This is a genomic window from Amycolatopsis sp. NPDC003731, assembly GCF_053586895.1.
Genome location: NZ_JBSFNC010000049.1, coordinates 13723 through 38475, shown reverse-complemented (window position 1 = coordinate 38475; position 24753 = coordinate 13723). Strand labels below are relative to the sequence as shown.

At 72.5% G+C, this 24753-nt stretch carries 24 protein-coding genes; 11 read left to right on the top strand and 13 right to left on the bottom strand.

What is annotated here, in order from left to right:
* From ACWDN5_RS21795 to ACWDN5_RS21770, 6 genes are all read right to left on the bottom strand, one after another.
* Window positions 1-750 carry a S1 family peptidase gene (locus ACWDN5_RS21795; RefSeq protein ID WP_449677565.1) on the bottom strand — a complete coding sequence of 250 codons (750 nt, stop codon included), beginning with the start codon at window positions 748-750 and terminating at the stop codon, window positions 1-3.
* An 8-nt stretch (window positions 751-758) separates the two neighbouring features.
* On the bottom strand, window positions 759-1808 hold the full coding sequence (gene glpX, locus ACWDN5_RS21790) for a class II fructose-bisphosphatase (protein ID WP_449677564.1): 1050 nt from the start codon (window positions 1806-1808) through the stop codon (window positions 759-761).
* An 85-nt stretch (window positions 1809-1893) separates the two neighbouring features.
* Complete coding sequence (locus tag ACWDN5_RS21785; protein WP_308673846.1) at window positions 1894-2115, bottom strand: exodeoxyribonuclease VII small subunit; 222 nt, start codon at window positions 2113-2115, stop codon at window positions 1894-1896.
* The gene (locus ACWDN5_RS21780) at window positions 2112-2516 is read right to left on the bottom strand and encodes a hypothetical protein (RefSeq protein WP_310973545.1); all 405 of its coding nucleotides are present in this window, start codon (window positions 2514-2516) and stop codon (window positions 2112-2114) included. The genes ACWDN5_RS21785 and ACWDN5_RS21780 overlap by 4 nt, the downstream gene beginning before the upstream one ends.
* Window positions 2513-3760, bottom strand: coding sequence for an exodeoxyribonuclease VII large subunit (xseA, locus tag ACWDN5_RS21775; RefSeq protein WP_449677563.1), 1248 nt, complete (start codon window positions 3758-3760; stop codon window positions 2513-2515). The genes ACWDN5_RS21780 and xseA overlap by 4 nt, the downstream gene beginning before the upstream one ends.
* Window positions 3757-4476, bottom strand: coding sequence for a lipid droplet-associated protein (locus ACWDN5_RS21770; protein WP_449677562.1), 720 nt, complete (start codon window positions 4474-4476; stop codon window positions 3757-3759). The genes xseA and ACWDN5_RS21770 overlap by 4 nt, the downstream gene beginning before the upstream one ends.
* Before the next feature lie 142 nt (window positions 4477-4618).
* Here ACWDN5_RS21770 and ACWDN5_RS21765 point away from each other — a divergent pair, with 142 nt between their 5' ends.
* Window positions 4619-5614, top strand: coding sequence for a 4-hydroxy-3-methylbut-2-enyl diphosphate reductase (locus tag ACWDN5_RS21765; protein ID WP_449677561.1), 996 nt, complete (start codon window positions 4619-4621; stop codon window positions 5612-5614).
* Window positions 5615-5933: 319 nt separating this feature from the next.
* On the opposite strand, the gene ACWDN5_RS21760 is transcribed toward ACWDN5_RS21765, so the two are convergent.
* On the bottom strand, window positions 5934-6788 hold the full coding sequence (locus tag ACWDN5_RS21760; RefSeq protein WP_449677560.1) for a DUF6542 domain-containing protein: 855 nt from the start codon (window positions 6786-6788) through the stop codon (window positions 5934-5936).
* Window positions 6789-7729: 941 nt separating this feature from the next.
* Window positions 7730-8644 (bottom strand): DNA recombination protein RmuC, encoded by a 915-nt coding sequence (locus ACWDN5_RS21755; protein WP_091317766.1) that lies wholly within the window; start codon window positions 8642-8644, stop codon window positions 7730-7732.
* Window positions 8645-8884: 240 nt separating this feature from the next.
* Here ACWDN5_RS21755 and ACWDN5_RS21750 point away from each other — a divergent pair, with 240 nt between their 5' ends.
* The 3 genes from ACWDN5_RS21750 to ACWDN5_RS21740 are packed head-to-tail and all read left to right on the top strand — an operon-like array spanning window position 8885 to window position 13197.
* Window positions 8885-10036, top strand: coding sequence for an exonuclease SbcCD subunit D (locus tag ACWDN5_RS21750; protein ID WP_449677559.1), 1152 nt, complete (start codon window positions 8885-8887; stop codon window positions 10034-10036).
* Window positions 10033-12984 (top strand): AAA family ATPase, encoded by a 2952-nt coding sequence (locus tag ACWDN5_RS21745; RefSeq protein WP_449677558.1) that lies wholly within the window; start codon window positions 10033-10035, stop codon window positions 12982-12984. The genes ACWDN5_RS21750 and ACWDN5_RS21745 overlap by 4 nt, the downstream gene beginning before the upstream one ends.
* A 21-nt stretch (window positions 12985-13005) precedes the next feature.
* The gene (locus ACWDN5_RS21740) at window positions 13006-13197 is read left to right on the top strand and encodes a DUF1737 domain-containing protein (protein ID WP_310973534.1); all 192 of its coding nucleotides are present in this window, start codon (window positions 13006-13008) and stop codon (window positions 13195-13197) included.
* 22 nt (window positions 13198-13219) lie between these two features.
* Here the strand turns inward: ACWDN5_RS21740 and ACWDN5_RS21735 are convergent, their stop codons facing one another.
* On the bottom strand, window positions 13220-14608 hold the full coding sequence (locus ACWDN5_RS21735) for a DNA-3-methyladenine glycosylase 2 family protein (protein WP_449677579.1): 1389 nt from the start codon (window positions 14606-14608) through the stop codon (window positions 13220-13222).
* 102 nt (window positions 14609-14710) lie between these two features.
* Between ACWDN5_RS21735 and ychF the strand changes: the two genes are divergently transcribed.
* From ychF to ACWDN5_RS21715, 4 genes are read left to right on the top strand one after another with little or no spacing between them, the layout of a single operon-like run.
* A complete protein-coding gene (gene ychF / locus ACWDN5_RS21730; RefSeq protein ID WP_310973533.1) occupies window positions 14711-15793 on the top strand; it encodes a redox-regulated ATPase YchF in 1083 nt (360 codons plus the stop codon).
* A 51-nt stretch (window positions 15794-15844) separates the two neighbouring features.
* A complete protein-coding gene (locus ACWDN5_RS21725; protein ID WP_449677557.1) occupies window positions 15845-16438 on the top strand; it encodes an ArsR family transcriptional regulator in 594 nt (197 codons plus the stop codon).
* Window positions 16435-16902 carry a hypothetical protein gene (locus ACWDN5_RS21720; RefSeq protein ID WP_449677556.1) on the top strand — a complete coding sequence of 156 codons (468 nt, stop codon included), beginning with the start codon at window positions 16435-16437 and terminating at the stop codon, window positions 16900-16902. Before ACWDN5_RS21725 ends, ACWDN5_RS21720 begins: the two co-directional genes overlap by 4 nt.
* Window positions 16902-17243, top strand: coding sequence for a hypothetical protein (locus ACWDN5_RS21715; RefSeq protein WP_449677555.1), 342 nt, complete (start codon window positions 16902-16904; stop codon window positions 17241-17243). The genes ACWDN5_RS21720 and ACWDN5_RS21715 overlap by 1 nt, the downstream gene beginning before the upstream one ends.
* A gap of 366 nt (window positions 17244-17609) precedes the next feature.
* On the opposite strand, the gene ACWDN5_RS21710 is transcribed toward ACWDN5_RS21715, so the two are convergent.
* Complete coding sequence (locus ACWDN5_RS21710; RefSeq protein ID WP_310973527.1) at window positions 17610-17888, bottom strand: 4a-hydroxytetrahydrobiopterin dehydratase; 279 nt, start codon at window positions 17886-17888, stop codon at window positions 17610-17612.
* Window positions 17889-18047: 159 nt separating this feature from the next.
* Between ACWDN5_RS21710 and ACWDN5_RS21705 the strand changes: the two genes are divergently transcribed.
* The 3 genes from ACWDN5_RS21705 (at window position 18048) to ACWDN5_RS21695 (ending at window position 21762) form a co-directional block, all read left to right on the top strand.
* On the top strand, window positions 18048-19088 hold the full coding sequence (locus tag ACWDN5_RS21705; RefSeq protein ID WP_449677554.1) for a thiamine ABC transporter substrate-binding protein: 1041 nt from the start codon (window positions 18048-18050) through the stop codon (window positions 19086-19088).
* A gap of 110 nt (window positions 19089-19198) precedes the next feature.
* The gene (locus tag ACWDN5_RS21700) at window positions 19199-20755 is read left to right on the top strand and encodes an ABC transporter permease (protein ID WP_310974170.1); all 1557 of its coding nucleotides are present in this window, start codon (window positions 19199-19201) and stop codon (window positions 20753-20755) included.
* Window positions 20755-21762, top strand: a complete 1008-nt coding sequence (locus ACWDN5_RS21695) for an ABC transporter ATP-binding protein (protein ID WP_449677553.1) — start codon at window positions 20755-20757, stop codon at window positions 21760-21762. Before ACWDN5_RS21700 ends, ACWDN5_RS21695 begins: the two co-directional genes overlap by 1 nt.
* A gap of 16 nt (window positions 21763-21778) precedes the next feature.
* On the opposite strand, the gene ACWDN5_RS21690 is transcribed toward ACWDN5_RS21695, so the two are convergent.
* From ACWDN5_RS21690 to ACWDN5_RS21680, 3 genes are read right to left on the bottom strand one after another with little or no spacing between them, the layout of a single operon-like run.
* Window positions 21779-22657 (bottom strand): ABC transporter permease, encoded by an 879-nt coding sequence (locus tag ACWDN5_RS21690; RefSeq protein WP_449677552.1) that lies wholly within the window; start codon window positions 22655-22657, stop codon window positions 21779-21781.
* On the bottom strand, window positions 22654-23628 hold the full coding sequence (locus tag ACWDN5_RS21685; protein WP_449677551.1) for an ABC transporter ATP-binding protein: 975 nt from the start codon (window positions 23626-23628) through the stop codon (window positions 22654-22656). Before ACWDN5_RS21685 ends, ACWDN5_RS21690 begins: the two co-directional genes overlap by 4 nt.
* Window positions 23625-24716, bottom strand: a complete 1092-nt coding sequence (locus ACWDN5_RS21680) for a LolA family protein (protein ID WP_449677550.1) — start codon at window positions 24714-24716, stop codon at window positions 23625-23627. Before ACWDN5_RS21680 ends, ACWDN5_RS21685 begins: the two co-directional genes overlap by 4 nt.
* Window positions 24717-24753 lie beyond the last annotated feature (37 nt).

The following is a 24753-nucleotide window of genomic DNA, read 5'->3' as shown; positions in this document are numbered from 1 at the left end:
TCAGGCCTTCGTCTTGTCCGCGATCCAGGGTGCGTAGGCGACGACGGAGGTGTAGATCGACGGCGCCGTCGCGCATTCCGGTTCGTTGTTGCCCGGCCGGCTGGTGACGCCGACGAGCTGCCAGTGGTCGCCGTCGCGCACGATCTCCGGGCCGCCGGAGTCGCCGAAGCACGCCCCGGACTTGCCGCCGGGGTTGTCGGTGCACAGCTCGGCCGTGCCGTCGAACACCGACGTGCACTTGGTGCCTTCGACGATCCGCGTGTCGAGTTGCTGCAGCGTCGTGGGAACTGCACCGCAGTTGACCTTGGGGCACGTCTGGCCCCAGCCGAGGATCCGGGTGGCGGTGCCCGGCGACGCGGCCGCCGCCAGGCCGATCGGCGCCGCCGAAACCGGCTTGGGCAGCCGCAGCAGCGCGATGTCGCCCGCCGGGCTCTGGGTGTTGAACGCCGGGTTGACGATGATTTCGGCGGGCGGAGTGACTTCGCCGCCCTGGTTCGAGTCGTTGGACCCGGTCCGCAGCGAGATGTCGGCAGGCGCCTTGCCGTACGCGCAGTGCGCGGCCGTGACCACCCAGGTGGGCGCGATCAGCGCGCCCGCGCAGTAGAACTTGCCCGACGCGGTGTGCAGCGACACCGTGAACGGGTACGGCTGGTCCGCCGCGACGCCCCCGACGATCGCGGGGGCGGCCGCGGCGGTGCCCGGGACCAGGACCGGCAGCAGGGCCAGCAGAACCAGCAGTCGCCTGGTCACGGATCTCCTTAGGGCAGCGGGGGCACGACGTCGTCGTCGGGCGCGTCCAGGTGGCCGTCGAAGTTGACCGAGGAGTACGCCCGCAGCTTGTTCAGCCGGTGGTAGCCGTCGATCATTCTGACGGTCCCGGACTTGGACCGCATCACGATGGACTGCGTGGTCGCCCCGCCCTCGCGGTAGTGGACGCCGCGCAGCAGGTCGCCGTCGGTGACGCCGGTGGCGCAGAAGAAGACGTTGTCGCCGCGCACGAGGTCGTCGTTCAGCAGGATCCGGTCCAGGTCGTGCCCGGCGGCGAGGGCCTTCTCGCGCTCGGCGTCGTCCTTCGGCCACAGCCGGCCCTGCAGCTCGCCGCCGAGGCACTTCATCGCGCAGGCCGCGATGATGCCCTCGGGAGTGCCGCCGATGCCGATCAGCATGTCGACGCCGGTGGTCGGGCGGGCCGCGGCGATCGCGCCCGCGACGTCGCCGTCGGAGATGAACCGGATCCGCGCGCCGGCGTCGCGGACCTCCTTGATGATCTGCTCGTGGCGCGGGCGGTCGAGGATGCAGACGGTGACGTCGCTGACGCTGCTGTGCTTGGCCTTGGCGACCCGGCGGATGTTCTCCACGATCGGCGCGCCGAGCTCGACCTTGCCGGCCGCGTCCGGCCCGACGGCCAGCTTCTCCATGTAGAACACCGCGGACGGGTCGAACATCGCGCCGCGCTCGGCCACCGCGAGCACGGCGAGGGCGTTGGGCATGCCCTTGGCCATCAGCGTGGTGCCGTCGACCGGGTCGACCGCGACGTCGCAGTCCGGGCCGTCGCCGTTGCCGACCTCTTCGCCGTTGAACAGCATGGGCGCTTCGTCCTTCTCGCCCTCGCCGATCACGACGACCCCGCGCATCGACACGGTCGAGACGAGCTGGCGCATCGCGTCGACGGCCGCGCCGTCCCCGCCGATCTTGTCCCCGCGGCCGACCCACCGGCCGGCGGCCATCGCGGCCGCTTCGGTGACCCGGACCAGCTCCATCGCGAGGTTGCGGTCGGGCGCTTCACGACGACTGTCTGCGGCGGGCATCTGTGCCTCCCGGATCGTGGAACTGGCGGGCGTTCAGTCTGTCAGATACCCGCCGTGTTTCCAGATACCGTCGGCATGGCCTACCTCACTGCTCGGAGTCGTCCTCCACGGACGCGAGAGCAGCTTCGATGCGTTCGCGCGCGCCTTCGAGATGCCGCTCACAGACCTTCGCGAGCTTCTCGCCCTTCTCCCACAACGCGAGCGACTGCTCGAGCGACAGTCCGCCCGCTTCGAGCTCGCGGACGACCTCGACGAGCCTGTCGCGCGCCTGCTCGTAGCCGAGTTCCTCGCTGGCTGTTTCACTCACGCTCGGTGTTCTCCGACCTTCCGGGCTGACGGGTTGGCGCTGTTCGCGCACACTACCGCGCTGGCCATCGCGTGGTCGTAACCCACGAAGGCGAGAGCGAACTCCTGCCCGTCACCGTCCGCGATCGCCTCTTCGAGGTTCTCCTGCGCCCCGGCCACCCGCTTGCGGTGCCCCGCACCCTCGGCGAACCACCAGCGCGAGCCGACCTGCATCGACGTCACCTCGGACAGCCTGCGCAACTGCGGGCCGAGGTCGCGGCGGGCCGCCGTGCCGCAGCCCGCGAGCAGCGCCGTCCAGCACTCGGCGGCGGCCCGGTCCGTGCGGACCGCCTGGTCCAGCAGCGGACGCGCGCCCAGCCGACGGGCGGCGTCCACGGTGAGCGGGAGGAACGTCACCTTCACTCCTGCTCTCCTTCCGCCACCGCCTTGATCGCGCCGTCGCCCACGCGCACGCGCAGCTGGGCACCGGCCTCGACTTCGGAGACGGAGCGGAGTACCTGGAGGTTGCCTTCGGCGTCGACGAACTGCACGACCGCGTACCCGCGGGCCAGCGTCGCCGCCGGGCCGAGCGCGGTGAGCCGGGCCCGCGCGTTCGCGATTTCGGCCTGGTCCTTGGCCAGCAGGCCCAGCATGGCGCGGCGAGCGCGTTCGCGGTGGACGTCGACGTCGTCCTGCCGCCGCTGGATCGGGCCCAGTGGGTCGGCCAGCGCCGGGCGGCTGCGGATCTGGTTGAGCAGCCGCGCCTGGGTGTCGACCCAGCCGTGCAGGGCGCGGCGCCCGCGGTCGCGCATCTGCCGGACGCGCTCGGTCTCCTCGCGGACGTCCGGCACGATCCGCTTGCCGGCGTCGGTCGGCGTCGAGCAGCGCAGGTCGGCGACGTGGTCGAGCAGCGGGGTGTCGGGCTCGTGCCCGATCGCGCTGACCACGGGCGTGCCGGCGGCCGACACCGCGCGGCAGAGCGCTTCGTCCGAGAACGGCAGCAGGTCCTCGACGCTGCCGCCGCCGCGGGCGATGACGATCACGTCGATCTCGGGGTCGGCGTCGAAGATCCGCAGCGCCCGCATGACCTGCGGGACGGCCTGCGAGCCCTGGACGGCCGTGTTGAGCACCTTGATCCGCACGTGCGGCCACCGGCGCTGGGCGTTGGCCAGCACGTCCCGCTCCGCCGCCGACGCGCGGCCGGTGATCAGCCCGACGCCCTTCGGCAGGAACGGGATCGGCCGCTTGCGCTGCGGCGAGAACAGGCCTTCGGCGGCCAGCAGCTTGCGCAGCCGTTCGATCCGGGCCAGCAGCTCACCGATGCCGACGGCGCGGATCTGGTCGGCGCGCAGGCTGATCGTGCCGCGGCCGAAGAAGTACGACGGCTTCGCGTGCACGACGACGCTCGCGCCCTCCCGCAGCGGCGGCTCCATCTCGCGGATCAGCCAGTTCGGGCAGGTGACGGACATCGAGACGTCCGCCGAGGGGTCGCGCAAGGTCAGGAACGCCGTCTGCGTGTTCGGGCGCGAGCTGACCTGCGTGACCTGGCCTTCGACCCAGACCGCGCCGAGCCGGTGGATCCAGTCGCCGATCTTGCGCGCGACGGTCCGGACCGGCCACGGCGCTTCCGCGGTGCTCGCGGGAGCCTGTGCGGACTCGGTGCTCACTGGCCGTCCGCGCCGTCTTCCCCGGCCTGTTCCGTCTTGCGGGCGTTGGCGATCCGGCGGGACAGCATGCCGGTGAACGACGCGCGGTCGGCGTGGGCGCGTTCGTACTCGAGGATCGTCTCGAGCTGCTCGATCGACAGCTGGCGCAGCCGGGCCCGCAGCTGCGGGAGGGTGAGCTGGTCGTAGCCGGTCAGCCCGGCCGGACCCTCGTACCCCGCGGCGCTGGTCCTCGGCGTCTCGCTCTTGGTCTTCTTGTCGATCTTGGGCGTGCCGGGCTTGGGCGTCTTCGGCGGCTCGTCCTCGCTGTCGTTCTCGCCGTCGGCGTGGTCCTCGGCGAGGGCGCGTTCCTCGTCGGCCCACGGATCGCCGAGCTCGGCCTCGAGCTCGGAGGCCGACGGCACGCGGCCGTTGATCTCCGTGCGCGGCTCGGGCACGTCGGCGAACTTCGGCCGGGCCGGCGGGACGTCCGGTTCGGCGTCCTCGTCGAACGTCGCCCAGCTGGGGGTGTCCTCGATCGGGCGCAGGCTCGACAGGGCGCTGTCGCCCTTGATCGCCAGCTCGGTGACGTGCTGCTGCACCCGCATGGAGGCCTGCAGCACCTGGCTGACCACGGTCACCGGGAGCCCGGCCAGCTGCCGGGGAAGTTCGCGAACCCGCTCGGCGGTGGAGACGGCGAGGCCCGCGGCGACCCGGAGGGGGAGCGGGAATGGCTTCATGGGGTCCAGCCTGCCGCATGACCGCCGCTCCTGCCCAACCGGACGGGCGCAGCGCGTGACGCCCGGCACAGCTCGGTAGGGGGACGAAGCTCACCCGAAAGGGACTTCGAGGTCGTCTCGTGGCTGCCCGTACCCTGGGGGCATGAGTGCAGCGAGTCCCGGAATCGAGCCCGCGGGTACCCCGACGATCACCGGAACCGCTTCCGGCAAGCGGGTCCTGCTCGCCAAACCCCGTGGTTACTGCGCCGGCGTCGACCGCGCGGTGATCGCCGTGGAGAAGGCCCTCGAGGTCTACGGCGCGCCGGTGTACGTCCGCAAGGAGATCGTGCACAACAAGCACGTCGTCGAGACGCTGCGCGAGCGCGGCGCGATCTTCGTCGACGAGACGTCCGAGGTGCCCGAGGGTGCGCTGGTGGTGTTCTCCGCCCACGGCGTCTCGCCGATGGTGCACCAGGAGGCCGCGGACCGGAACCTGCGCACGATCGACGCGACCTGCCCCCTGGTGACGAAGGTGCACAAGGAGGTCAACCGGTTCGCGAAGGACGACTACGACATCCTGCTGATCGGCCACGAGGGGCACGAAGAGGTCGAGGGCACCGCCGGCGAGGCGCCGGACAAGGTCCAGCTGGTCGACAAGGCCGAGGACGTCGACAAGGTCCAGGTGCGCGACCCGTCGAAGGTGATCTGGCTGTCCCAGACGACGCTGTCGGTCGACGAGACGATGGAGCGCGTCGACCAGCTCCGCGAGCGCTTCCCGGGTCTGGCGGACCCGCCGAGCGACGACATCTGCTACGCGACGACGAACCGCCAGGTCGCGGTCAAGGCCATGGCCGCGGAGTGCGACCTGGTGCTGGTGGTCGGGTCGACGAACTCGTCCAACTCGAAGCGCCTGGTCGAGGTGGCCCTGAAGGCGGGGGCGCGGGCGTCGTACCTGGTCGACTTCGCCCACGAGGTCGACGAGGCGTGGCTTTCGGGCGTGACGACGGTCGGTGTCACCTCGGGCGCGTCGGTCCCGGACGAGCTGGTGATGGACCTGCTGGCCTGGCTGGCCGACCGCGGCTACGCCGACGTAAACGAGGTCACGACGGCCAACGAGAAGATCACCTTCGCGCCGCCGAAGGAACTCCGCAAGGTCTGAGGCACGCCCGGTGGCGGGTCGCCCCCGCGGCCCGCCACCGTGTCGTCCAACCAGGTACGCGTGTCGTCCACCTGAGTACGCGTGTCGTCCGGCGAGGTGCGCGTGTCGTCCTCCCAATCACGCGTGTCGTCCTCCCAATCACGCGTGTCGTCCCTCCAATCACGCGTGTCGGCTTCCCAATCACGCGTGATGGCTCTCTGATCACGCGCGATGCCCCCTCGGCGCGCGCGTGTCGTCCTTCCGATCACGTGTGATGCCCCTTGGTGGGCCTGTCGCTGCCCCCTCCGATCGCGCGCGTATGCCACTTGGCGCGCGTCGGTCAGCGTTCTTCTTCGTCCCAGGGCCGGTTCCGGCGCGGCGGAGTGCTCCGCCCACCGGCGGGGCGCCGGGGCGGCGGGGCGTCACGGCCGTCCTCGGGCGGGCGCGGACGCCGCCGCGGAGCGTCCCCGCGCGGCTCGCGCCGACGAGGGTCGCCTTCGTCCGGACGCGGCGTGCGCCGGCCGGCGGGCGGCGGCTTGCGGGTGCCGCGGTCGCGTTCGGCGGGGGCACCTTGGCGGGGCGTGCGGCGTTCGCCGTCCGCCGGGGGCCGCGGACGTCGCGGCGGCGGTTCGCCTTCCCGGCCCCGGCGGGCGCCTTGCGGGAGCGGCGTCTGCCCGGTCCGGTTCGAACCGGCCGGCCGCGGCCGCTCGTCGGTCTTCTTGCCCTTTTTCGGGGCGTCCGGGTCGCGCTCGCGGAAGATGCGGACGAAGCCGATCAGCAGCGTGATACCGGTGGTGATGGCCATGGTGGGGAAGCCGTTGATCAGCGGGGTGCCGATGTTTAGCGCCTTCGACAGCATGTCGTCGCCCTGCGAGCCGGACGTCAGCAGGATCACGCCGGGCACGGTCACGGCCAGCACCAGCGGCGGCATCACCATGGGCCCGAACAGGCCGCGGCGCTTCACCGCGCAGACCGCGATCACGGCCCCGGCGATGTAGCAGACGGTGAAGACCACCGGGATGCTGCCCTGACTGGGTTTGCCCAGGAGGGCGCCAACGATCGCCAGGCCGAGGCCGACCAGGACAGCCGCCCACCAGGGCAGTCCGCGCCTCGAACCGACGACAGGACGCTCATCCCACGCAACGGGGACGTCGTCGGCATCTGGATCGCTCTGGCGATCGCGAATCGCGGTCACAGGGCAACACCGTATCTCGTGGTTGTGAAGATCTTGCCAGCACCGCCGCCGACGTGGGCCGACAGCCTCAGGTGGAGAAGCCCCGGCGGCGTGCGACAGCGCTGGCGAGCGAGCCGGCGGCCCGCTGAAGCAAGGGTGCCCCGGGCGGGTCGCCGACGACAACTCACGGGCGGAGGGGTGGCCGGGCCGGCCGGTTGGTGGAGGGGCCGGTGGTGGTGGGCGGGTCCGCGATTACGCCTGGTCAGGCGGCCGCGACCGCGCTCGGCTCGGCGGCGGGTTGGGGTTGCGCCCGGCTCGATGGCCCGCCGGGCTGCCGCCTCGTGTGCGCTTGGCCTGGCTTGCTCGCCGACCGGGCGGCCGCACTCGGCTCGGCGGCGGGTTGGGGCTGCGCCCCGCTCGATGGCTGCCGCCGCAAGTAGCTGTGGCATGCCCGGCGTGGCTTGCTCGCCGACCTTGGCCGATCGACGCCGCTGAAACTGCCGACCGGCCGTGGCCGGGCCCGCGCTCGGGCTTGCCGGACCCCGCCGATTGGCCCGCCTTCGTGCCTCCGGCCGGACCCGCGCTCGGTTGCCCGCACCCGCAGGCCTGGCCTCACCGGATCCGCGGCCGCGCTCGCCGACCCGTCGGCTGGCTCGCAAGTCGGACCGGCGCTCGGCTTGCGCGCGCCCGTAGGCTCGGCCGCTCTCGCCCGACCCACGCTCGGCTTGCCCGCACCCGTAGGCATGACCTCGCCGAACCCCCGGCCGCGCTCGCCGACCCGCCGGTCTGCTCGCAACCCGGACCGGCCGCCCGAAACTCCGGCCGGCTCACCGCCGCTTGGGCCCGCACCGCAGGCATCGGCCTCGCCGAACCCCGGCCGCGCTTGCCTGACCCGCCGACCGGCACGCAAGCCAGACCAGCCGCCGGAAACCCCGGCCGGACAACCCCGCCCGCGCCGCCCCTCAACTAGCCGCCAGCTCGTCCCCCTTCCGCACCGTCGGCACGGCCGCCGGGCTTCCCGACGCCTCCGTCAACGGCGCCACCGTCGACCGGAACGTCTCCAGCGCCTCCAGCTCCCGCCGTCGCGCCGACAGGAACCGCTGCAAGTGCGTGCTCGACAGGTTCAACGCCTCCACCGCGCCACCCGCTGCGCGGTGGGCGGCCGCCGCTCCGGCTCGGACCTGCTCCACGTCCGCCTCCAGCGTTCTGTCGCTCGCCGCGAACAGGGCCGCCGAGGCCAGCACACCGAAGCCGGTCGGGCCGCACAGGAACACCCGGCGGTCGATCAACCAGCGCAGCAGCTCCGGGTCCGTGTCCAGCGCCGCGACCACCGCCGCGTCCGAGGGGACGAACATGATCGTTCCGTAGATCGCGTCCGCCCAGCGCTGGTAGCCCTTGCCCGCCAGCTCGGCCGCGCGGGAGCGGATCTGGCGGACGTGCGCGCGCAACGCGTCCAGCCGCTCGTCCGGGTCGTCCGTCTCCACCGCCTCGGACCACGTCGCCATGCTCGCCTTCGCGTCCACCGGGACCGTCCGGTCGCCGCCCACGCGCAGGACCATGTCCGGCTTGGCCGAGCCGCCGCCACCCAAGTCCGTCTGGAGCGTGAAGTGCAGGTCCTCGCGCAGGCCCAGCGCCCGGGCCGTCTCGACCAGGACCTGCTCGCCCAGCTCACCCCGGCCGCTGATCGAGGCGAACGCCACCTCGTACCGCCGCAGCGCCAGCTGCTGCTGGTCCGCCTTGGCCCGCTCGGCCGCCACCAGCCGGGCCGCCGCGTCCGCCCGGCGCATCCCGTCCTGGTACAGCCGCCACAACAGCGCGACGGCGAACAGCAGCAGGACCGCCAGCACGATCGCCGCCGTCGTCAGCACTGTCGCCACTTCGCCTCCTCCATCCGAACTCCGAGCTCCGAGCTCCCGACTCCGAGCTCGCAGACATCATGGCGGACCCCACCGACAAAAACCGCACCCGATCCGTCGCTCTGGGTAGCTGACCTGCGAACACATCGATTCCGCGAAGGGCGTGTCCGATCTTGCCCGCTCGTGTTAGTACACACGTTCGAGTGAGAAGGCGGCGTGCCTGCGCGATTTCGTCGGAGCGGGGTCGTACCGTTGCCCCTCGTGAGATTCCTGCACACCTCCGACTGGCACGTCGGCCGCACGTTCCACGGCGCCGACCTGTTCGCGGAACAGGAAGCGGTGCTCGGGCACCTCGCCGACCTCGTGGCCGGCGAGGCGATCGACGCTGTCCTGGTGGCAGGCGACATCTACGACCGCGCGGTCCCCTCCGCCGAAGCCGTGCGGGTGGCCACCAGGGCCGTCGCCCGGATCCGCGCGGCCGGCGCACAACTGGTTGTCACGCCCGGAAACCACGATTCGGCGCCCCGCCTCGGCGCCTTCGCCGAATTCGCCGCGGCCGGCGGCCTCCACCTGCGCACCACCGTCGCCGGGCTGGCCGAACCGGTCCTGCTCGAAGACGCTCGTGGAACCGTCGCCGTCTACGGCATCCCTTACCTGGAACCGGAACCGGCGCGTCACGCACTCGGCGTACCGGACGCGCGCGGCCACACCGGCGTGCTCACCGAGGCCATGCGCCGGATCCGCGCGGACCTCGGAACCCGGCCCGGCGTCCGCTCGGTCGTGCTCGCGCACGCCTTCGTCACCGGCGGCGAACCCACCGACAGCGAACGGACCATCGCGGTCGGCGGCGTCGAGCAGGTGCCCGGCTCGGTCTTCGACGGCGTCGACTACGTGGCACTGGGCCACCTCCACGGCCCGCAGACGCTCGCCGAGCACCTGCGGTACTCCGGCAGCCCGCTGGCGTACTCGTTTTCCGAAACGCGCCAACGCAAATCCGTCTGGCTGGTCGACCTGGACGAGCACGGCCTGCACGAGGTCCGGCGGCACGAACTGCCCGTGCCGAGAAGGCTCGCCACCCTCGAAGGCGAAATCGAGGACCTCTTGACAGCCCCGGAGCACGACGCCTACCGAGACCACTTCCTGTCGGTCACCGTCACCGACCGCGTGCGCCCGGTCGACGCGATGCGGCGGCTGCGCGAGCGGTTCCCGTACGCGGTGCACCTGGAGTGGGAGCCCGCGGGCGGGCACGCCGGCGCCCCGCTGCGCTACTCCGACGCCGTCCGCGGCCGGTCCGACATCGAGGTCTCGCGCAGCTTCCTCGACGACTGCCGCGGCGCCCCGCCGACCGAGAGCGAAGAGCAGCTCCTGTTCCAGGCCCTGGAAGCGGCCGACCGGGGGGCCCTCGCGAAATGAGGCTGCACAGGCTGGAGGTCGAAGCCTTCGGGCCGTACTGCGCACGCGAAGTGGTCGACTTCGACGTGCTCGGCGCCGACGGTCTCTTCCTCCTGCACGGCGAAACCGGCGCGGGCAAGACGACGCTGCTCGACGCGATCGCGTTCGCGTTGTTCGGCGTGGTCCCCGGCGCCCGAAACGAGGCCAAGCGCCTCCGCTGCGACCTCGCGGAGCCCGACCAGATCACCGAGGTCGCGCTCGAGCTCACCGTGCAGGGGCACCGGCTGAAGATCGTGCGCAACCCCGAGTACCAGCGGCCGAAGCGGCGCGGCGAAGGCACGACCACCCAGCAGGCCCGGGTGTCGCTGAGCTGGATCGGCACCGCGCCCGCCGGGCTGGCGCCCGAAGGCCTGATCCGGATCGAAGAGGTCGCGCGCACCGTCGAGCGGCTGCTCGGGATGACCGCGGCCCAGTTCTTCCAGGTGGTGCTGCTGCCCCAGGGCGAGTTCGCCCGCTTCCTGCGTTCGGACACCGCCGAGCGCGAGAAACTCCTGGAGCGGCTGTTCGGCACCGAACGCTTCGCCGACGTCGAACGCTGGTTTGCCGACCTGCGTGCCGAGCGCGGTCGCGAGCTGGACGCGCGGCAGCGGGACGTCCGGGAGCTGCTGGCCCGCTACGCGCAGGAGGCCCAGCAGGACCCGCCCGAGACGGACGTGGCCGAGTGGGTCGACGCCGTGCTCGCCGCGTCGGAAGCCCGCGTCGGGCAGGTGACGGCCGAGGAGGAGCGGGCCCGCTCGGCCGCCCAGCGCGCGGACGTCTACCTGCAGGAAGAACGCGCGGGCGCGGAGAAGATCCGGCGGGTCCGCAACGCGCACCTGCGGCTGCTCGAAATCACCGAGCAGGCGCCACAGCGGGCCGAGTGGGCGCAGGAAGTCGCGGCCGCGCGGCGGGCGACGGGTGTCGCTGTCGAGGCGGACCTGCTGGACAGGCGGGCGGCCGAACTGGCCGAAGCCGAGCAGGAAGAGAAGGCCCGTGGCGCCCGGCTGCGGGAGTTCGGCACCCGGGCGACCGGTGATCTGAAGGCCCGGGCGGCCACGGCCCACGAAGAGGCGGGCGCGGTCGCCGAGCTGGTCGCCGAGGCCGAACAGCAGGCGCTCGACGTCATGCGGCGGGACGACCGGAAGCTCGCCGCCGTCACGGCGCAGCAACAGGTCGAGGACCTGACCGGTGAACTGGCGGCGATCCCCGGCCAGCTGGCGAAACTGCGCGCGGACGCCCTGACCGCGGCCGAAGCCGAGGCGAAGCTCGACGGCGCCAAAGCGAAGGTGGACGAGCTGCGCGCCTTCGCCCGGGACGCGGCCGAGCTGCCCGAGGCCGAGGCGAAAGTCCAGCGAGGCGAAGCGAAACTGCGCGAAGTCGTCGACGCGCACCAGGCGGCCCGGCAGCGCCGGCTCGACCTGCGCGAGCGGCGGCTGGACGGGATGGCGGCCGAGCTGGCCGCCGCGTTGGCCGACGGCGCGCCGTGCCCGGTGTGCGGGTCGGCCGAGCACCCGGCGAAGGCGAGCCGGGACGTCGAGCTGGTCGACCCGGCCGAGGAACGCGCGGCCGAGGAAGCCGAGCAGGCCGCGGACGTGATGCGGCAGCGGGTCGTCGTCGCGCTAGAGGAGGCGAAGGCGCGGCTGGCCGGGCTGATCGAGCGGCTGGCCGGGCGCACCGCCGAGTCGATCACCGCCGAGCTGGCGGAAGCCCGCGCCACCGTCGCCGCGCTGACCGAGCAGGCCGCCGCCAAGGCGAAGCTGGGCCAGCAGGTGGTGCTGCTGGAACGCGACCTGGAAGCCCGGAGCGAACGGCTGCGCCGAGCCGAACAGGCGGCCACCGAAGCCACCACCGACGTCCGGGCCTTGGAGGAGCGGCTGGCCGAGCGGGAACGCCGGTTGGTCGCCGGGCGGGGTGAGTTCGCGGACGTCGGCGCGCGGCGGAAGCACCTCCTCGGCCTGGCCGAGGCCCTGGAGGCCGTCGCGGAGGCGCGGACGGCGGTGGCCGGCGCCCGGGAACGCGTTGCCCAGCAGAAAACGCTGGTCGAGGCGGCGGTGCAGGCGAAGGGGTTCACGTCGCTGAAGAAGGCGCGGGCCGCGATGCTGCCGGACGAGCAGATCGAGAAGCTGGAGCAGGGCATCGCCGAGGCCGAGGCGGCCGCCGCGGGCGCGCGGGCGCTGCTGGCCGAGCCGGACCTGTTCGGGATCTCGCCGGACGACGTGGCGGACGTCGGCCGCGCGGCCGACGCCGCCCAGCTGGCCCGGGCCCGCGCCGATTCCGCGTACGCGGCGCTGCGGGTGGCCACCGCGCAGCACGAGCAGCTGACCCGGCTGGCCGGGCTGCTGCGCAAGGCGTTGGCCGGGCTGGCTCCGGCCGAAGCGCAGTACGCCGAGCTGCGGGCGCTCGCGGAGGTCGTCAACGGGCGCGGGCAGAACAGCCGCAAGATGTCGTTGCGGTCGTACGTCCTGGCGGCACGCCTCGAGGAAGTCGCGGTCGCGGCCACGCACCGGCTGCGCACGATGAGCCAGGGCCGGTACTCGTTCGTGCACTCGGACGCGGCCGGCGCGCGCGGCACCCGCGGCGGGCTGGGCATCGACGTGCTCGACGACTACTCGGGCACCATCCGACCGGCGAAAACCCTGTCCGGCGGCGAGTCGTTCCTCGCATCGCTGGCCCTCGCGCTGGGGCTGGCCGACGTCGTCGCCGGGGAGACCGGCGGCGCGCTCCTGGACACGCTGTTCGTCGACGAAGGCTTCGGCACGCTGGACGCCGAAACCCTCGACGTCGTGATGAACATCCTCGACGAACTGCGGGCCGGCGGGCGGGTGGTCGGGCTCGTGTCGCACGTCGAGGAACTGCGGCAGCGCATCCCGACCCGGCTGCGCGTCCGCAAGTCCCGCACGGGCTCCACCTTGGAGGTGCGCGCGGGCTGAGCACTGAGCCAAGATGAAGCCATGACCGACCAGCCGCCGAACGGCCTGCCCCGCTACCGCATGCTCACCGGCCCGGACGACGCCAAGTTCTGCCACCGGGTCAGCGAGGCGCTGGAGCTGGGCTACCGCCTGTACGGCTCGCCGGCCGCGACCTACGACGGCGAGCAGGTCATCGTCGCCCAGGCCGTGCTGTGGCAGGGCGAACAGAGCTGACACCGGCCGGGCGCCGGCCGGATCAGGCGAGCGGGACGGTCGCCGCGCGCCGGAGGTACATCCCGGCGTAGGAGCACCACGGCGTCCACGCGCGCGCCCGTTCGGCGAGCGAATCGGGCGAGATCCCGAGCGACTCGGCGCCGCGGCGGACTTCCGCGTCGTCGGCGAGCAGGACGTCCGGAGCGCCGAGGACCCGCATCAGCACGTAGTCCGCGGTCGACGGGTCGACATGGCTCAGCAGTTCGGCCCGCAGGTCGGCGGCGTCGCGGCCGACGTGCACGTCCAGTCGTCCCTCGGCCAGAGCGGCGGCGACGGGGTGCCCGGTGGCCGCGACCTGGGCGGCCGTCGGGAACAGCCGCGTCACGCCCCATTCGCCCGGCACCTCGTCGCCGAGCGGCGGCACGACGTCGAGCACCGCGCGGAGCAGCAGTTCTTCGCCGTCCACCGTGCCCGGCACGCGCATCCCCGCCGCGGCCCCGACCACCGGGGCCAGCGCCGGGTCCGCGCCGAGCACGCGGGTGACGGCCGCGGGGTCGGCGTCGAGATCGAGCAGCCGGCGCACCCGGCTGACCGCGCTGCCGAGGTCGCGCAGGTCGGTGAGCATCAACTCGCAGCGCACGTGGTCAGCCAAAGGCGTCAGCCGCACGACACCGGTGCCATAGGAGAGCCGCAGCGTGCGGGCGTAGGCCTCCGAAGTCACTTCCTCGACGCCCGGCACCGCGTTGTCTGCGAAGAAGCGAAGCAGCCCCGAAGCGTCGAAGGGCGGCCGGAACGGCAACCGCAGGCTGAGCCGGGTTCCGGTGACGTTGCTCTGTCGTCCGCGCCGGGACGCCGCGAAGGCGCGAAGCTGCGAAGGCGTCGTCGCGAACACTTCGCGGATCGTCTCGTTGAACTGCCGCACGCTGGAGAAACCCGCCGCGAAGGCGACGTCCGTCAGCGGCAGCTCCGACATCTCGATCAGCAGCCGCGCCGAATGCGCGCGGTGTGCCCGGGCCAGCGCGAGCGGGCCCGCGCCCAGCTCGGCGGTCAGCACCCGGCCGAGCTGGCGTTCCGAGTACCCGAGCCGCCGGGCGAGCCCGGGAACGCCTTCGCGCTCGACCGTCCCGTCGGAGATCAGCCGCATCGCCCGCGCGGCCAGGTCGGCGCGCACGTTCCAGTCCGGCGAGCCGGGCACGGCGTCCGGCAGGCAGCGGCGGCAGGCGCGGAAGCCGTTGGCCTGCGCCGCCGCCGACGTCGGGAAGAAGCGGACGTTCTGCACCTTCGGCGTCGACGCCGGGCAGGACGGGCGGCAGTAGATCCCGGTGGTGCGGACCGCCATGATGAACTGGCCGTCGAAGCGCGAGTCGCGGGCGGTGACCACGCGGTAGCAGCGCTCGGCGTCGCGCCAGAGTGAGAGCGTCTCGGTGACCATGGATCCGAGCATGACAGCAGGTCAGCGTGGTCGCTGGCGGAAATCCGCCACGGCGTTGGGTGCGTGGGGCCCGGCCGGGGGAGCCACGTAGACTGCGGGGTCGTGAGCCTCACCCTCGGTATCGTCGGCCTGCCCAACGTCGGCAAGTCCACCCTGTTCAACGCGCTGACCCGCAACGACGTGCTCGCCGCGAACTACCCGTTCGCGACGATCGAGCCGAACGTCGGTGTCGTGCCGCTGCCGGACCCCCGGCTGGACAAGCTGGCCGAGCTGCACAAGTCGGAGAAGATCGTCCCGGCCGTGGTGTCCTTTGTGGACATCGCGGGCATCGTGAAGGGCGCGTCCGAGGGTGCCGGGCTGGGCAACAAGTTCCTGGCGAACATCCGTGAGGCCAACGCGATCTGCCAGGTCATCCGCGTGTTCGACGACCCCGACGTGGTGCACGTCGACGGCCGGATCGACCCGTCGAGCGACATCGAGACGATCAACACCGAGCTGATCCTCGCCGACCTGCAGACGCTCGACAAGGCGCTGCCGAGGCTGGAGAAGGAAGCGCGGACGAAGAAGGAGAACAAGCCCGCGCTGGACAACGCCCAGAAGGCGAAGGAGATCCTCGACGCCGGGCGCACGCTCTTCCAGGCGCAGAAAGAAGTCGACTTCGACGCGCTGCGCGAGCTGAGCCTGCTCACGACGAAGCCGTTCCTGTACGTCTTCAACGCCGACGAGTCGGTGCTCACCGACGAAGCCCGCCGCGAGGAGCTGACCAAGCTGGTCGCGCCGGCGGACGCGGTGTTCCTCGACGCGAAGGTCGAGGCGGAGCTGCTGGAACTCGACGACGAGGAGTCGGTGCGCGAGCTGCTGGAGTCGGTCGGCCAGCCGGAGCCGGGCCTGTACTCCCTGGCCCGCGCGGGTTTCCACACGCTCGGCCTGCAGACGTACCTGACGGCGGGCCCGAAGGAATCCCGCGCCTGGACGATCCCCCAAGGCGCCACGGCCCCCCAGGCGGCGGGCGTCATCCACACGGACTTCGAGCGCGGCTTCATCAAGGCGGAAATCGTCTCCTACGACGACCTGATGGAGGCGGGCTCGATGGCGGCCGCCCGCGCGGCGGGCAAGGTCCGCATGGAGGGCAAGGACTACGTCATGGCCGACGGCGACGTGGTCGAGTTCCGCTTCAACGTGTGAGCGTCAGCTACTGACTGTTGTTTTCGTTGGACGCAGGATATACTGCGTCCAATGAAAGCTTCGCCGAGCTTGCTGCCCCTACTGCGTTCGCGCATGCAGGGCGAGCTGCTCGCGCTGGTCCTCCTGCACCCGGAGCGCGAGTACAGCATCACCGAGCTCGCCAGGGCGTTCGGGGTCTCGGCGACCACCGTGCTGCGTGAGGTCGAACGGCTCGTCGGCGGCGGCATCCTGGAAGACCGGCGGGTGGGCCGGAGTCGGCTCGTCAAAGCCCGTACGGACACCCCGCTCTACCGGCCGCTCAGCGACGTCATCTCGGTCACCTTCGGGCCGCTGCCGCTGCTGGCCGAGGCGCTGTCCGGCTTGGCCGGCGTGCGCGAGGCCTACATCTACGGGTCCTGGGCCGCACGCTACAGCGGTGAACCGGGGCCGCCGCCCGGTGACGTCGATGTCCTGGTCGTCGGCTCACCCGACCCGGATGCGCTGTTCGACCTGGCCGAGGGCGTGTCCCGGCGGCTGGACCGGGAGGTCAACGTCCATCGGCTCTCGCCGTCGGCGTGGGCGGCGGAGAGCGGCACCGATCCGTTCCTCACCAGCGTGCGCGAGCGTCCGCTGGTCCCGCTGCCGCTCGCTCAGGAGGCAGGATGACCCGCTGGAACCAGGGCCGCGCCACGATCGACGCCCTCCTCGCGCGCGGCTCCCTCGAACGCGTCCCGGCTTCGCGGGAGGCCGCCGAGGCGGAGATCGCCCGGGCCCGCACCCACGTCGTTTCGGCGCGGCAGCTGCTGAACTCGGACCCCGAAGGTGCCTACACCCTGGCGTACGACGGCGCCCGGAGGGCGTTGGCGGCGGTCCTGCAGAACCAAGGCCTGCGCGCGACGAGCCGGGGTGGCCACATCGCCGTCTACGAAGCGGTTCTCGCGCAGCTCGATCCGCCGCTGGGGCCGCTTCTGCGTCCCTTCAACCGGATGCGGGTGCGGCGCAACGAGGTCGCCTACCGCTCTTCCGAGGCGCCTGCGGTGACGGCCGAGGACGTGACGGCCGACGTGGCGAAGGTCGAAGACCTCATCGGGGTCGCCGAAAAGACGATCCCGAACATGGCCCGCTACTGATGGCGGCCCGCCCGCTGACCGCCACCGAGCGCACGACGCTGGACACGCTGCTCGCGGCGGACTTCCCGGGGGCGGTGGAACTGCGGGCGCAGGCCGCCACCGCCCGGGTGACCGGGCGGTGCGGCTGCGGGTGCCCGAGCATCAACCTGGAGGTCGACCGGACGCTCCCGCTCGCGGAGGTCGCCGACACCCCGGTCGCGGTCGAAGCCGGCGTGCCCGGTGGCGGTCTCATCGTGTTCGTCGCCGACGGCCGGTTGTCGTGCCTCGAGTACTGGGGCACGGAAGACGAGCCGCCGGCCGAGTTCCCGCCGCCCGGGCAGATCGAGCTCGGAGCGGACTAGCCGAGCAGGCCCAGCAGGGCGATCGCGATCAGCACCACCGCGGGGGCGAGGGCGTTGATCCAAGCGCGCTGGGCGGCGGTGAGAGCGGTGCTGTTCATGGCGTTCCCTACGGGCGAAAACCGATGCTTCCGCAGGAACAGCGCCTCGATCATGCTCCGCGTTAGCCGCTGTGATCGAACTCTCAGCTGTCCAGGTGACGGCGGTTGCGGACGGTGAACCAGAGCACCCCGCCGGCCGCCGCCACCATCGTTGCGAAAGCTGCCGTTCCGACCACGATTGCCTGCGTCATCTCTGTTCTCCCTCCTGAAGGTTCCGGTAACCGAGAGACGTCGGAAGCAGGCAAAGGTGCACTGAGCGTAACCAGGGTCACACCAGGACGGCGTCGATCTGGGCCGCGAGAGAAAAGTCCTTCGCCGTCAGGCCGCCCGCCGAATGCGTGGAGAGCCGGAACGTCAGCGTGCGCCAGCGGATGTCGATGTCCGGGTGGTGGTCGGCGGCTTCGGCCAGCTCCGCCACCCGGTTCACCACCTCGATCGCCCGGGGGAAGCTCGCCAGCTCCACCTCGCGGGAGATCACCGCGCCGGACCGCGTCCAGCCCGCGCCCAATCGTGCGTCGGCCTCGGAGTCGCTCAAGATTTCCGTCATGTCTCCATCGTCCTGCGTCCTGGACTACGCTGCACGGTTGCCACGGGAGTCCGGGGAGCCGGGCTGAGAGGCGGGTCACCCGCGACCGTTCGCACCTGACCGGATCATGCCGGCGACGGGAGGGCTTCCCTCCGCGTCCGGCGAAGTGCAGGAGGGTAGATGAAACGCAGGGCTGCGACGGCCGTTGCCGTCGTCGGCGTGGTCGCCGCCGGGTGCTCGCTGTCGGACGGTGACGGTGGCACGCAGCAGACGCCCACCGTCACCCTCGTGACGCACGCCTCCTTCCTGGCGCCGCAGGAGGTGCTCGACGCCTTCCAGAAGCAGTCGGGCATCAAGATCTCCGTGCTCATGCAGGGCGACGCCGGCTCGCTGACCAACAAGCTCGTGCTGACGAAGGCGAACCCGATCGGCGACGTCGCGTACGGCGTCGACTCCACCTTCGCGTCCCGGGCGCTGACCGAGGGCGTCTTCGAGCCCTACACCAGCCCCGAGGCCGACCGCGGGCCGCAGCGCTACGCCGTCGACCCCGAGCACCGGCTCTCCGCGGTCGACGTCGGCGACGTCTGCGTCAACGTCGACACGAACTACTTCACCGCCAAGGGGATCCCGGCGCCGTCGAGCTACGACGACCTGGCCGACCCGAAGTACAAGGACCTGCTGGTCGCCGAGGACCCGGCGACCGCGTCCCCCGGCCTGGCGTTCCTCCTCGGCACCATCGCCAAGTACGGCGACGCCGGGTGGAAGGACTACTGGGCGAAGCTGAAGGCCAACGGCGTCAAGGTGGTCAGCGGCTGGGAAGAGGCCTACACCAAGCAGTTCTCCGGCTCGTCCGGCAAGGGCCCGCGGCCGATCGTCGTCTCGTACGCGTCGTCGCCCGCCGCGGAGATCGGCGACGACGGCAAGCCGCGCACCAAGGCGCTGCTCGACACCTGCTACCGGCAGGTCGAGTACGCCGGCGTGCTGGCGAACGGCAAGCAGGTCGATAACGCCCGCAAGGTCGTGGACTTCCTGCTCTCCCAGCAGTTCCAGGCCACGGTCGCGGCCAACATGTACGTCTACCCGGCCCGCCAGGGCGTCGACCTGCCGCAGGGCTGGGCGCAGGCCGCACCGCTGCCGCAGAAGCCGCAGACGCTGCCCGCGGACCAGGTGCAGGCCGGACGCGAGAAGTGGATCGGCGAATGGCGCACGCTCGTGCAGTGACATCCGAGGCTCCGCCTCGGGCCGGGGGCTCCGCCACCCGGAACCCCCGAAAAGCACCAGTGCTAGCCCCACCCCGGACCGCCCGCGGCTTCGGCCTGGCCCTTCTCGGCCTGGCCCCGATCGGCTTCCTCGTCGTGTTCTTCGCCTGGCCGGTGCTGGCGATCATCGGCCGCGGGTTCGCCGCGGGCGGCCTCGACGTCGTCCTCGGCGACCCGCGGACCTGGCAGCTGGCACTGTTCACCGTCGCCAGCGCGGCCGCGTCGACGGTCGTCGCGGTGCTGGCCGGCCTCCCGGTGGCGTTCCTGCTGGCCCGGGTGCGCCTGCCGGGCGTCGGCCTGGCGCGGACGCTCGTGCTCGTGCCGTTCGTGCTGCCGACCGTGGTCGTCGGCCTCGCGTTCCGGGCGCTCTGGCCGGACGGCGGTGTCCTGCCGATCGTGCTGGCCAACGCCTTCTTCAACGTCGCCGTCGTCGCGCGGACCGTCGCCGGGCTGTGGGCGCGGCTGGATTCGCGGACGGCCGACGCCGCCCGGGCGCTCGGCGCGTCGCCGTGGCGGGCGTTCCGGTCGGTGACGCTGCCCGCGCTCGCCCCGGCGGTCGCGTCCGCCGCGGCCGTCGTGTTCCTGTTCTGCGCCACCAGCTTCGGCGTCGTCCTGATCCTCGGCGGCGCCCGCTACCGGACCCTGGAAACCGAGATCTACCTGCGGACCGTCGACCTCCTCGACCTCTCCGGCGCGGCCGCGCTCTCGCTGGTCCAGTTCGCGGCCGTGGTCGCCGCGCTGGTGGTCGGCGGGCTGGCGCGGCGGCGCAAGGAGGGCGCGCGGACCGGGTCCGGCGGGGCGCGCCGGCCGAGGGGCGGCGAATGGTGGGTCGTCGGCGCCGCGGGCGTCGTGCTCGCGCTGCTGGTGACGCCGATCGTCGCGCTCCTCGCCGAGTCGGTGTCCACTGAGGACGGCTGGAGCCTCGCCGGGTACCGCGCCTTGACGAGCACCGGCGAGAAGGGCGCGCTCCAGGTGTCCGGCTGGGACGCCGCGCTGAACTCGCTGAAGGTGGCCATCGACGCGACGCTGCTCGCGATGGTCGTCGGCGTGCTCGCGTCGGTGGTGCTGGTGGCGCTGCGCCGGTCGCCCGCGAGAGCCGCGCGCGGGCTGGGCGAGACGATGGACGCCGTCCTGATGCTGCCGCTCGGGGTGTCCGCGGTGACCGTCGGCTTCGGCTACCTGGTGACGCTCGACGCGCTGCCCGGCGACCTCCGGACGTCGCCCTACCTGGTGCCGCTGGCCCAGGCGCTGGTGATCATCCCGCTGGTCGTGCGGATGGTGCTGCCGGTGCTGCGTTCGGTCGACGTCCGGCTGCGGCAGGCCGCGTCGACGCTCGGCGCGAGCCCGCTGCGGGTGTGGCGGGAGATCGACCTGCCGCTGACGCTGCGGCCGCTGGTCGCGGCGGCGGGCTTCGGCTTCGTCGTGGCGCTGGGCGAATTCGGCGCGACGAGCTTCCTCGCCCGGCCGACGGCGCCGACGCTGCCGGTCGCGGTGGCGACGCTGATGGCGCGCCCGGGAGCGCTGAACAACCAGATGGCGTATGCGGCGTGCGCGTTGCTGATGCTCGTGACGGTGCTGGCGGTCGCGCTGATCGACCGGCTCGGGCGCGGCGGGGTGGGAGAGTTCTGATGGCGTTGTCGGTACGGGACCTGACCGTCCACTACGGAACCTTCGCGGCGGTCCGCGACGCCCGCCTGGACATCGCCGACGGCGAGGTGCTGGCCCTGCTCGGCCCGTCGGGGTCGGGCAAGTCGACGCTGTTGCGCGCGATCACCGGGCTCGAGCCGTCGGCCCGCGGCTCGGTGAGCTGGGACGGCGAGGACCTCGGCGCGGTCCCGGTCCACCGTCGCGGCTTCGGCCTGGTGTTCCAGGACGGCCAGCTGTTCACCCATCGTGACGTCGCCGCGAACATCGCGTTCGGCCTGCGGATGCACGGGGTGCCGCGCGCGCAGTGGGCGCCGCGCGTGGCCGAGTTGCTGGAGCTGGTGGGGCTCTCCGGCTTCGAGAAGCGCCGGGTGACGGAGCTGTCGGGCGGCCAGGCGCAGCGGGTCGCGCTCGCCCGGGCGTTGGCGCCGAAGCCGCGGTTGCTGCTGCTGGACGAGCCACTGTCCGGTTTGGACGCCGGATTGCGCGAGCAGCTGGCCATCGACCTGGCGGACCTGCTGCGCCGCAGCAAGATCACTGCCCTCCTGGTGACGCACGACCAGGAGGAGGCCTTCACGCTGGCCGACCGGGTCGCGGTGCTGGACGCGGGGGAGGTCCGCCAGGAGGGCGCGGTCCGTCGCGTGTGGCGGAACCCGGCGGACGACGACGTGGCCCGGTTCCTGGGCGTGACGACGTTCGTGGACGGCACCGCGGCGGCCGGGCACGTGCACACGCACCTGGGCGACCTGGACCTCCCGGACGTCGGCGACGGCCCGGTGCGGCTGGGGTTGCGGCCGCACGCGCTGCGCGTGGCCGCGGAAGGTGTGCCGGGCGAGGTCGTTGCGGCGGTGCACCGGCGCGAGCACGTGCGGCTGGTGGTCCGGCTCAAAGAGTCCACTGTGGACGCAGTGGCCCCGGCGGCGGCGGACCTGCGCGCCGGAGATGCGGTGAAGCTGCAGTTCGACCCGGACGGCGTCGCGCTGGTCGGCTAGCCGTCCGGGAAGAACCTCAGCCGTCGCGGGTCGACAGGCGGGCGTACGCCAGCGACAACCCGATCACGATGTAGCACGCCGCCCGCAGTGCTCCCTCGCCCAGCATCTGCGTGCCCATCGGGTCCTGCAGCACCTCCGCCGGCGCCATCGACCAGTTCTGCGTCAGCAGGAACGGGTGCAGCCAGTCCAGCGACGTCAGGAACCCGAGGATGGTGAACACGATGTCCGCCGCCAGCACGGAGGCCACCACCAGCATCGGGTGCTCGGTCCAGCTGGAGATGGCCAGCGCCACCGCGCCGACCGCCCACAGCTGCAGCACCACCCAGCCCGCCACCAGCAGGATCCGGGCCAGCGCGCCGCCGAGGGACAACGTCGTGCCCGACAGCGTGAACAGCGAATCCGTGCCGTTGATGATCAGGCCCGTGACCACACCCGTGACGCACATCGCCAGCACCGAAACCACCGACACCGTCGCGACGCCGAACGCCTTGACCGCCAGCAGGCGCCCCCGCCCGACCGGCGCGATCAGCCAGCCGCGCAGGGTTCCGTGGGACGTCTCGCCCGCGATCGCGTCCGCGCCCGCCATCGCCGACGCCAGCGGCAGCAGCAGGGCCAGGGACATCACGATCGCCGCGATCGGCAGCACGAACGCGTTGTTGACCGCCGAGGCCAGCAGTGCTCCGCCGCCGTCGTCCGGGCCGCCGCCCTGCGCACCCGCGTCGTCCACCAGCGTCAGGCCGATGCCGATCACCACCGGGATCAAGGCCAGGAGCCCCAGCACGGCCAGCGTGCGCGGCCGCCGGAAGATCCAGCGCAGCTCCGCGGCCAGCAGCCGCGGCAACGGCACCGTGTCGTGGCCCGTGCGGGCCGCCGGTGCCTCCAGGACCGCCGTCATTCCGCCCCCTCCGTGAGCCGCGCGAACAGGTCTTCCAGCCCGGTGCGGGCCCGCGTCGCCTCGTGGACCGCGACCCCCGCGCCCACCAGGACCTGCAGCACCCGCGGCGCTTCGGCCGCCGTGAGGTCGGCGCGGACGCCCTCCGGCGTCAGCCGCGCGCCGATCCGGTTCTCCCGCAGCACTTCCACGGCCTTCTCCGCGTCCGGCGTGCGGACCAGCAGGGCCGCGTTCCCGGACTCCAGCAGCTCCGCCAGCTCGCCCTGCGCGACGACGTTCCCGCTCTGCAGCACGGCCACGTGCGTGCAGGTCGCCTCGACCTCGGCCAGCAGGTGCGACGACACCAGCACGGTGACGCCCTCGGCGTGCAGCTCGGCGACGATCCTGCGGATCTCCCTGGTACCCGCAGGGTCGAGGCCGTTGGTCGGCTCGTCGAGCACGACCATCTTCCGCGGCACCAGCAACGCCGAAGCGAGCCCGAGCCGCTGCTTCATGCCGAGCGAATACCCCTTGTACCGCCGTCGTGCGGCCCCGGTCAGCCCGACGCGCTCCAGCGCCGAGTCCACCGCGGCCGGAATCCCGGCCGAGGACAGCCGCGGTTCGGCCGCGGCGAAGCGCAGCAGATTGTCGCGGCCGGAGAGGAACGGGTGGAAACCCGGACCCTCGACCAGCGCGCCGACGTCGGGCAGCGCGTGCGCGGCGGCGTCCGGCATCGGACGGCCGAGCAGCTCGACCTCGCCCTCGGTCGGGCGGACCAGGCCGAGCAGCATCCGGATCGTGGTCGTCTTGCCCGAGCCGTTCGGCCCGAGCATGCCCACGACCGCGCCGGCCGGGATGTCGAGGTCGACGTGGTCCACCGCGACCGTGCTGCCGTAGACCTTCCGCAATCCCCGGGTCCGCGCGGCGAGCGGAACCGCCGGGGCGGAGGCCTCCGCAGAAGCCTCCGCCCCGGACTGGACAGCCGTGCTCGTCACTTCTGACCCAGCGCTTCGTACAGGACCTGCTCCGGCACTGCACCGGCGGCGAAGCGGCCGTCGTCGGTCAGCACCGCGCTGCCGACCTTCGTGGTGAACAGGTAGCCGCTGCCCCAGGAGCCGTTGACCTTCTTGCCGAACCGCTCGAGCAGCGCCTTCGGGTCGGCGTTGCGGCCTTCCCGCCCGGACTGCTGCTTCGGCGCCGCGTTCAGCGCGTCCGCCGGGACCTTGCCGGTGACGACGGTGTCCCAGCCGTCGCCGACGACCTTGACGTCCTGCTTGGCCTGCTCGGCCAGGTCCTTCGCGTGCTGGTCGACCTGCGGGGTCTTCTCCTGCACCTTGGCGCCCTTCGGCGGGGTGAAGGTGAAGAGGTCGGCCGGCTGCTGGGTGAACTCGATCTCGGTGAACGCGACCTCGAGCGCCGGGGTCGCCGTGCCGTTGCTCAGCACCGACATCCGCAGTGGCATCCGCGTCTGCGAGTCGACCGCGACGCGGATCTCGCGCAGGAGCGTCCGCTCGGTCGGCTTCGGCGTCAGGACCAGCTCGTAGGCCGGGCGGCCGGCGACGGTCGCGGTGCCGTCGACGGACACCGTGCTGCTCTCGCGGACCTTCGTGAGCAGTTCGGTCGACGCCGCCAGCGGGTCGGCGGTCTTGTCGCTGCCCGCGCCCTTCCGCTGGGCCACGTCGGCCGGGATGGTCAGCTTGGTCGCGGTGTTCGTCTTGGAGCTGTAGTCCCAGACGGTGGTGCCGTCGTGGACCACGGTCTCCTGGCTCGCGCCCTGCGTGACGGCGAGCCGGCTCTTGCCCGCGCCATCGCTGAAGATGTGCGCCGAGTCCATGTTCAGCGCCTGGGCGCCCGGCACCGCGTTCCCCACCGCGGGCAGGCCCAGGTCGTTGCTCACCTTCAGCGTGCCGTCGAACGCGCCCGGCTTCGCCTTGACCACCGACTGCACCAGGTCCTCGGCACTCACCTGCGGCAGCGCCGGCTTGTCGTCCGCGCTGGCTGGCATCGCGACGAACGCGAGCCCGCCGGCACCGAGCGCGGTGCCGAGGACCGCGGCCGTGATGCCCTTCGTCTTCGGTTTCATGCGTCTCTCCCTGTGGTGTTCCCGGGCTCGAGTGTGC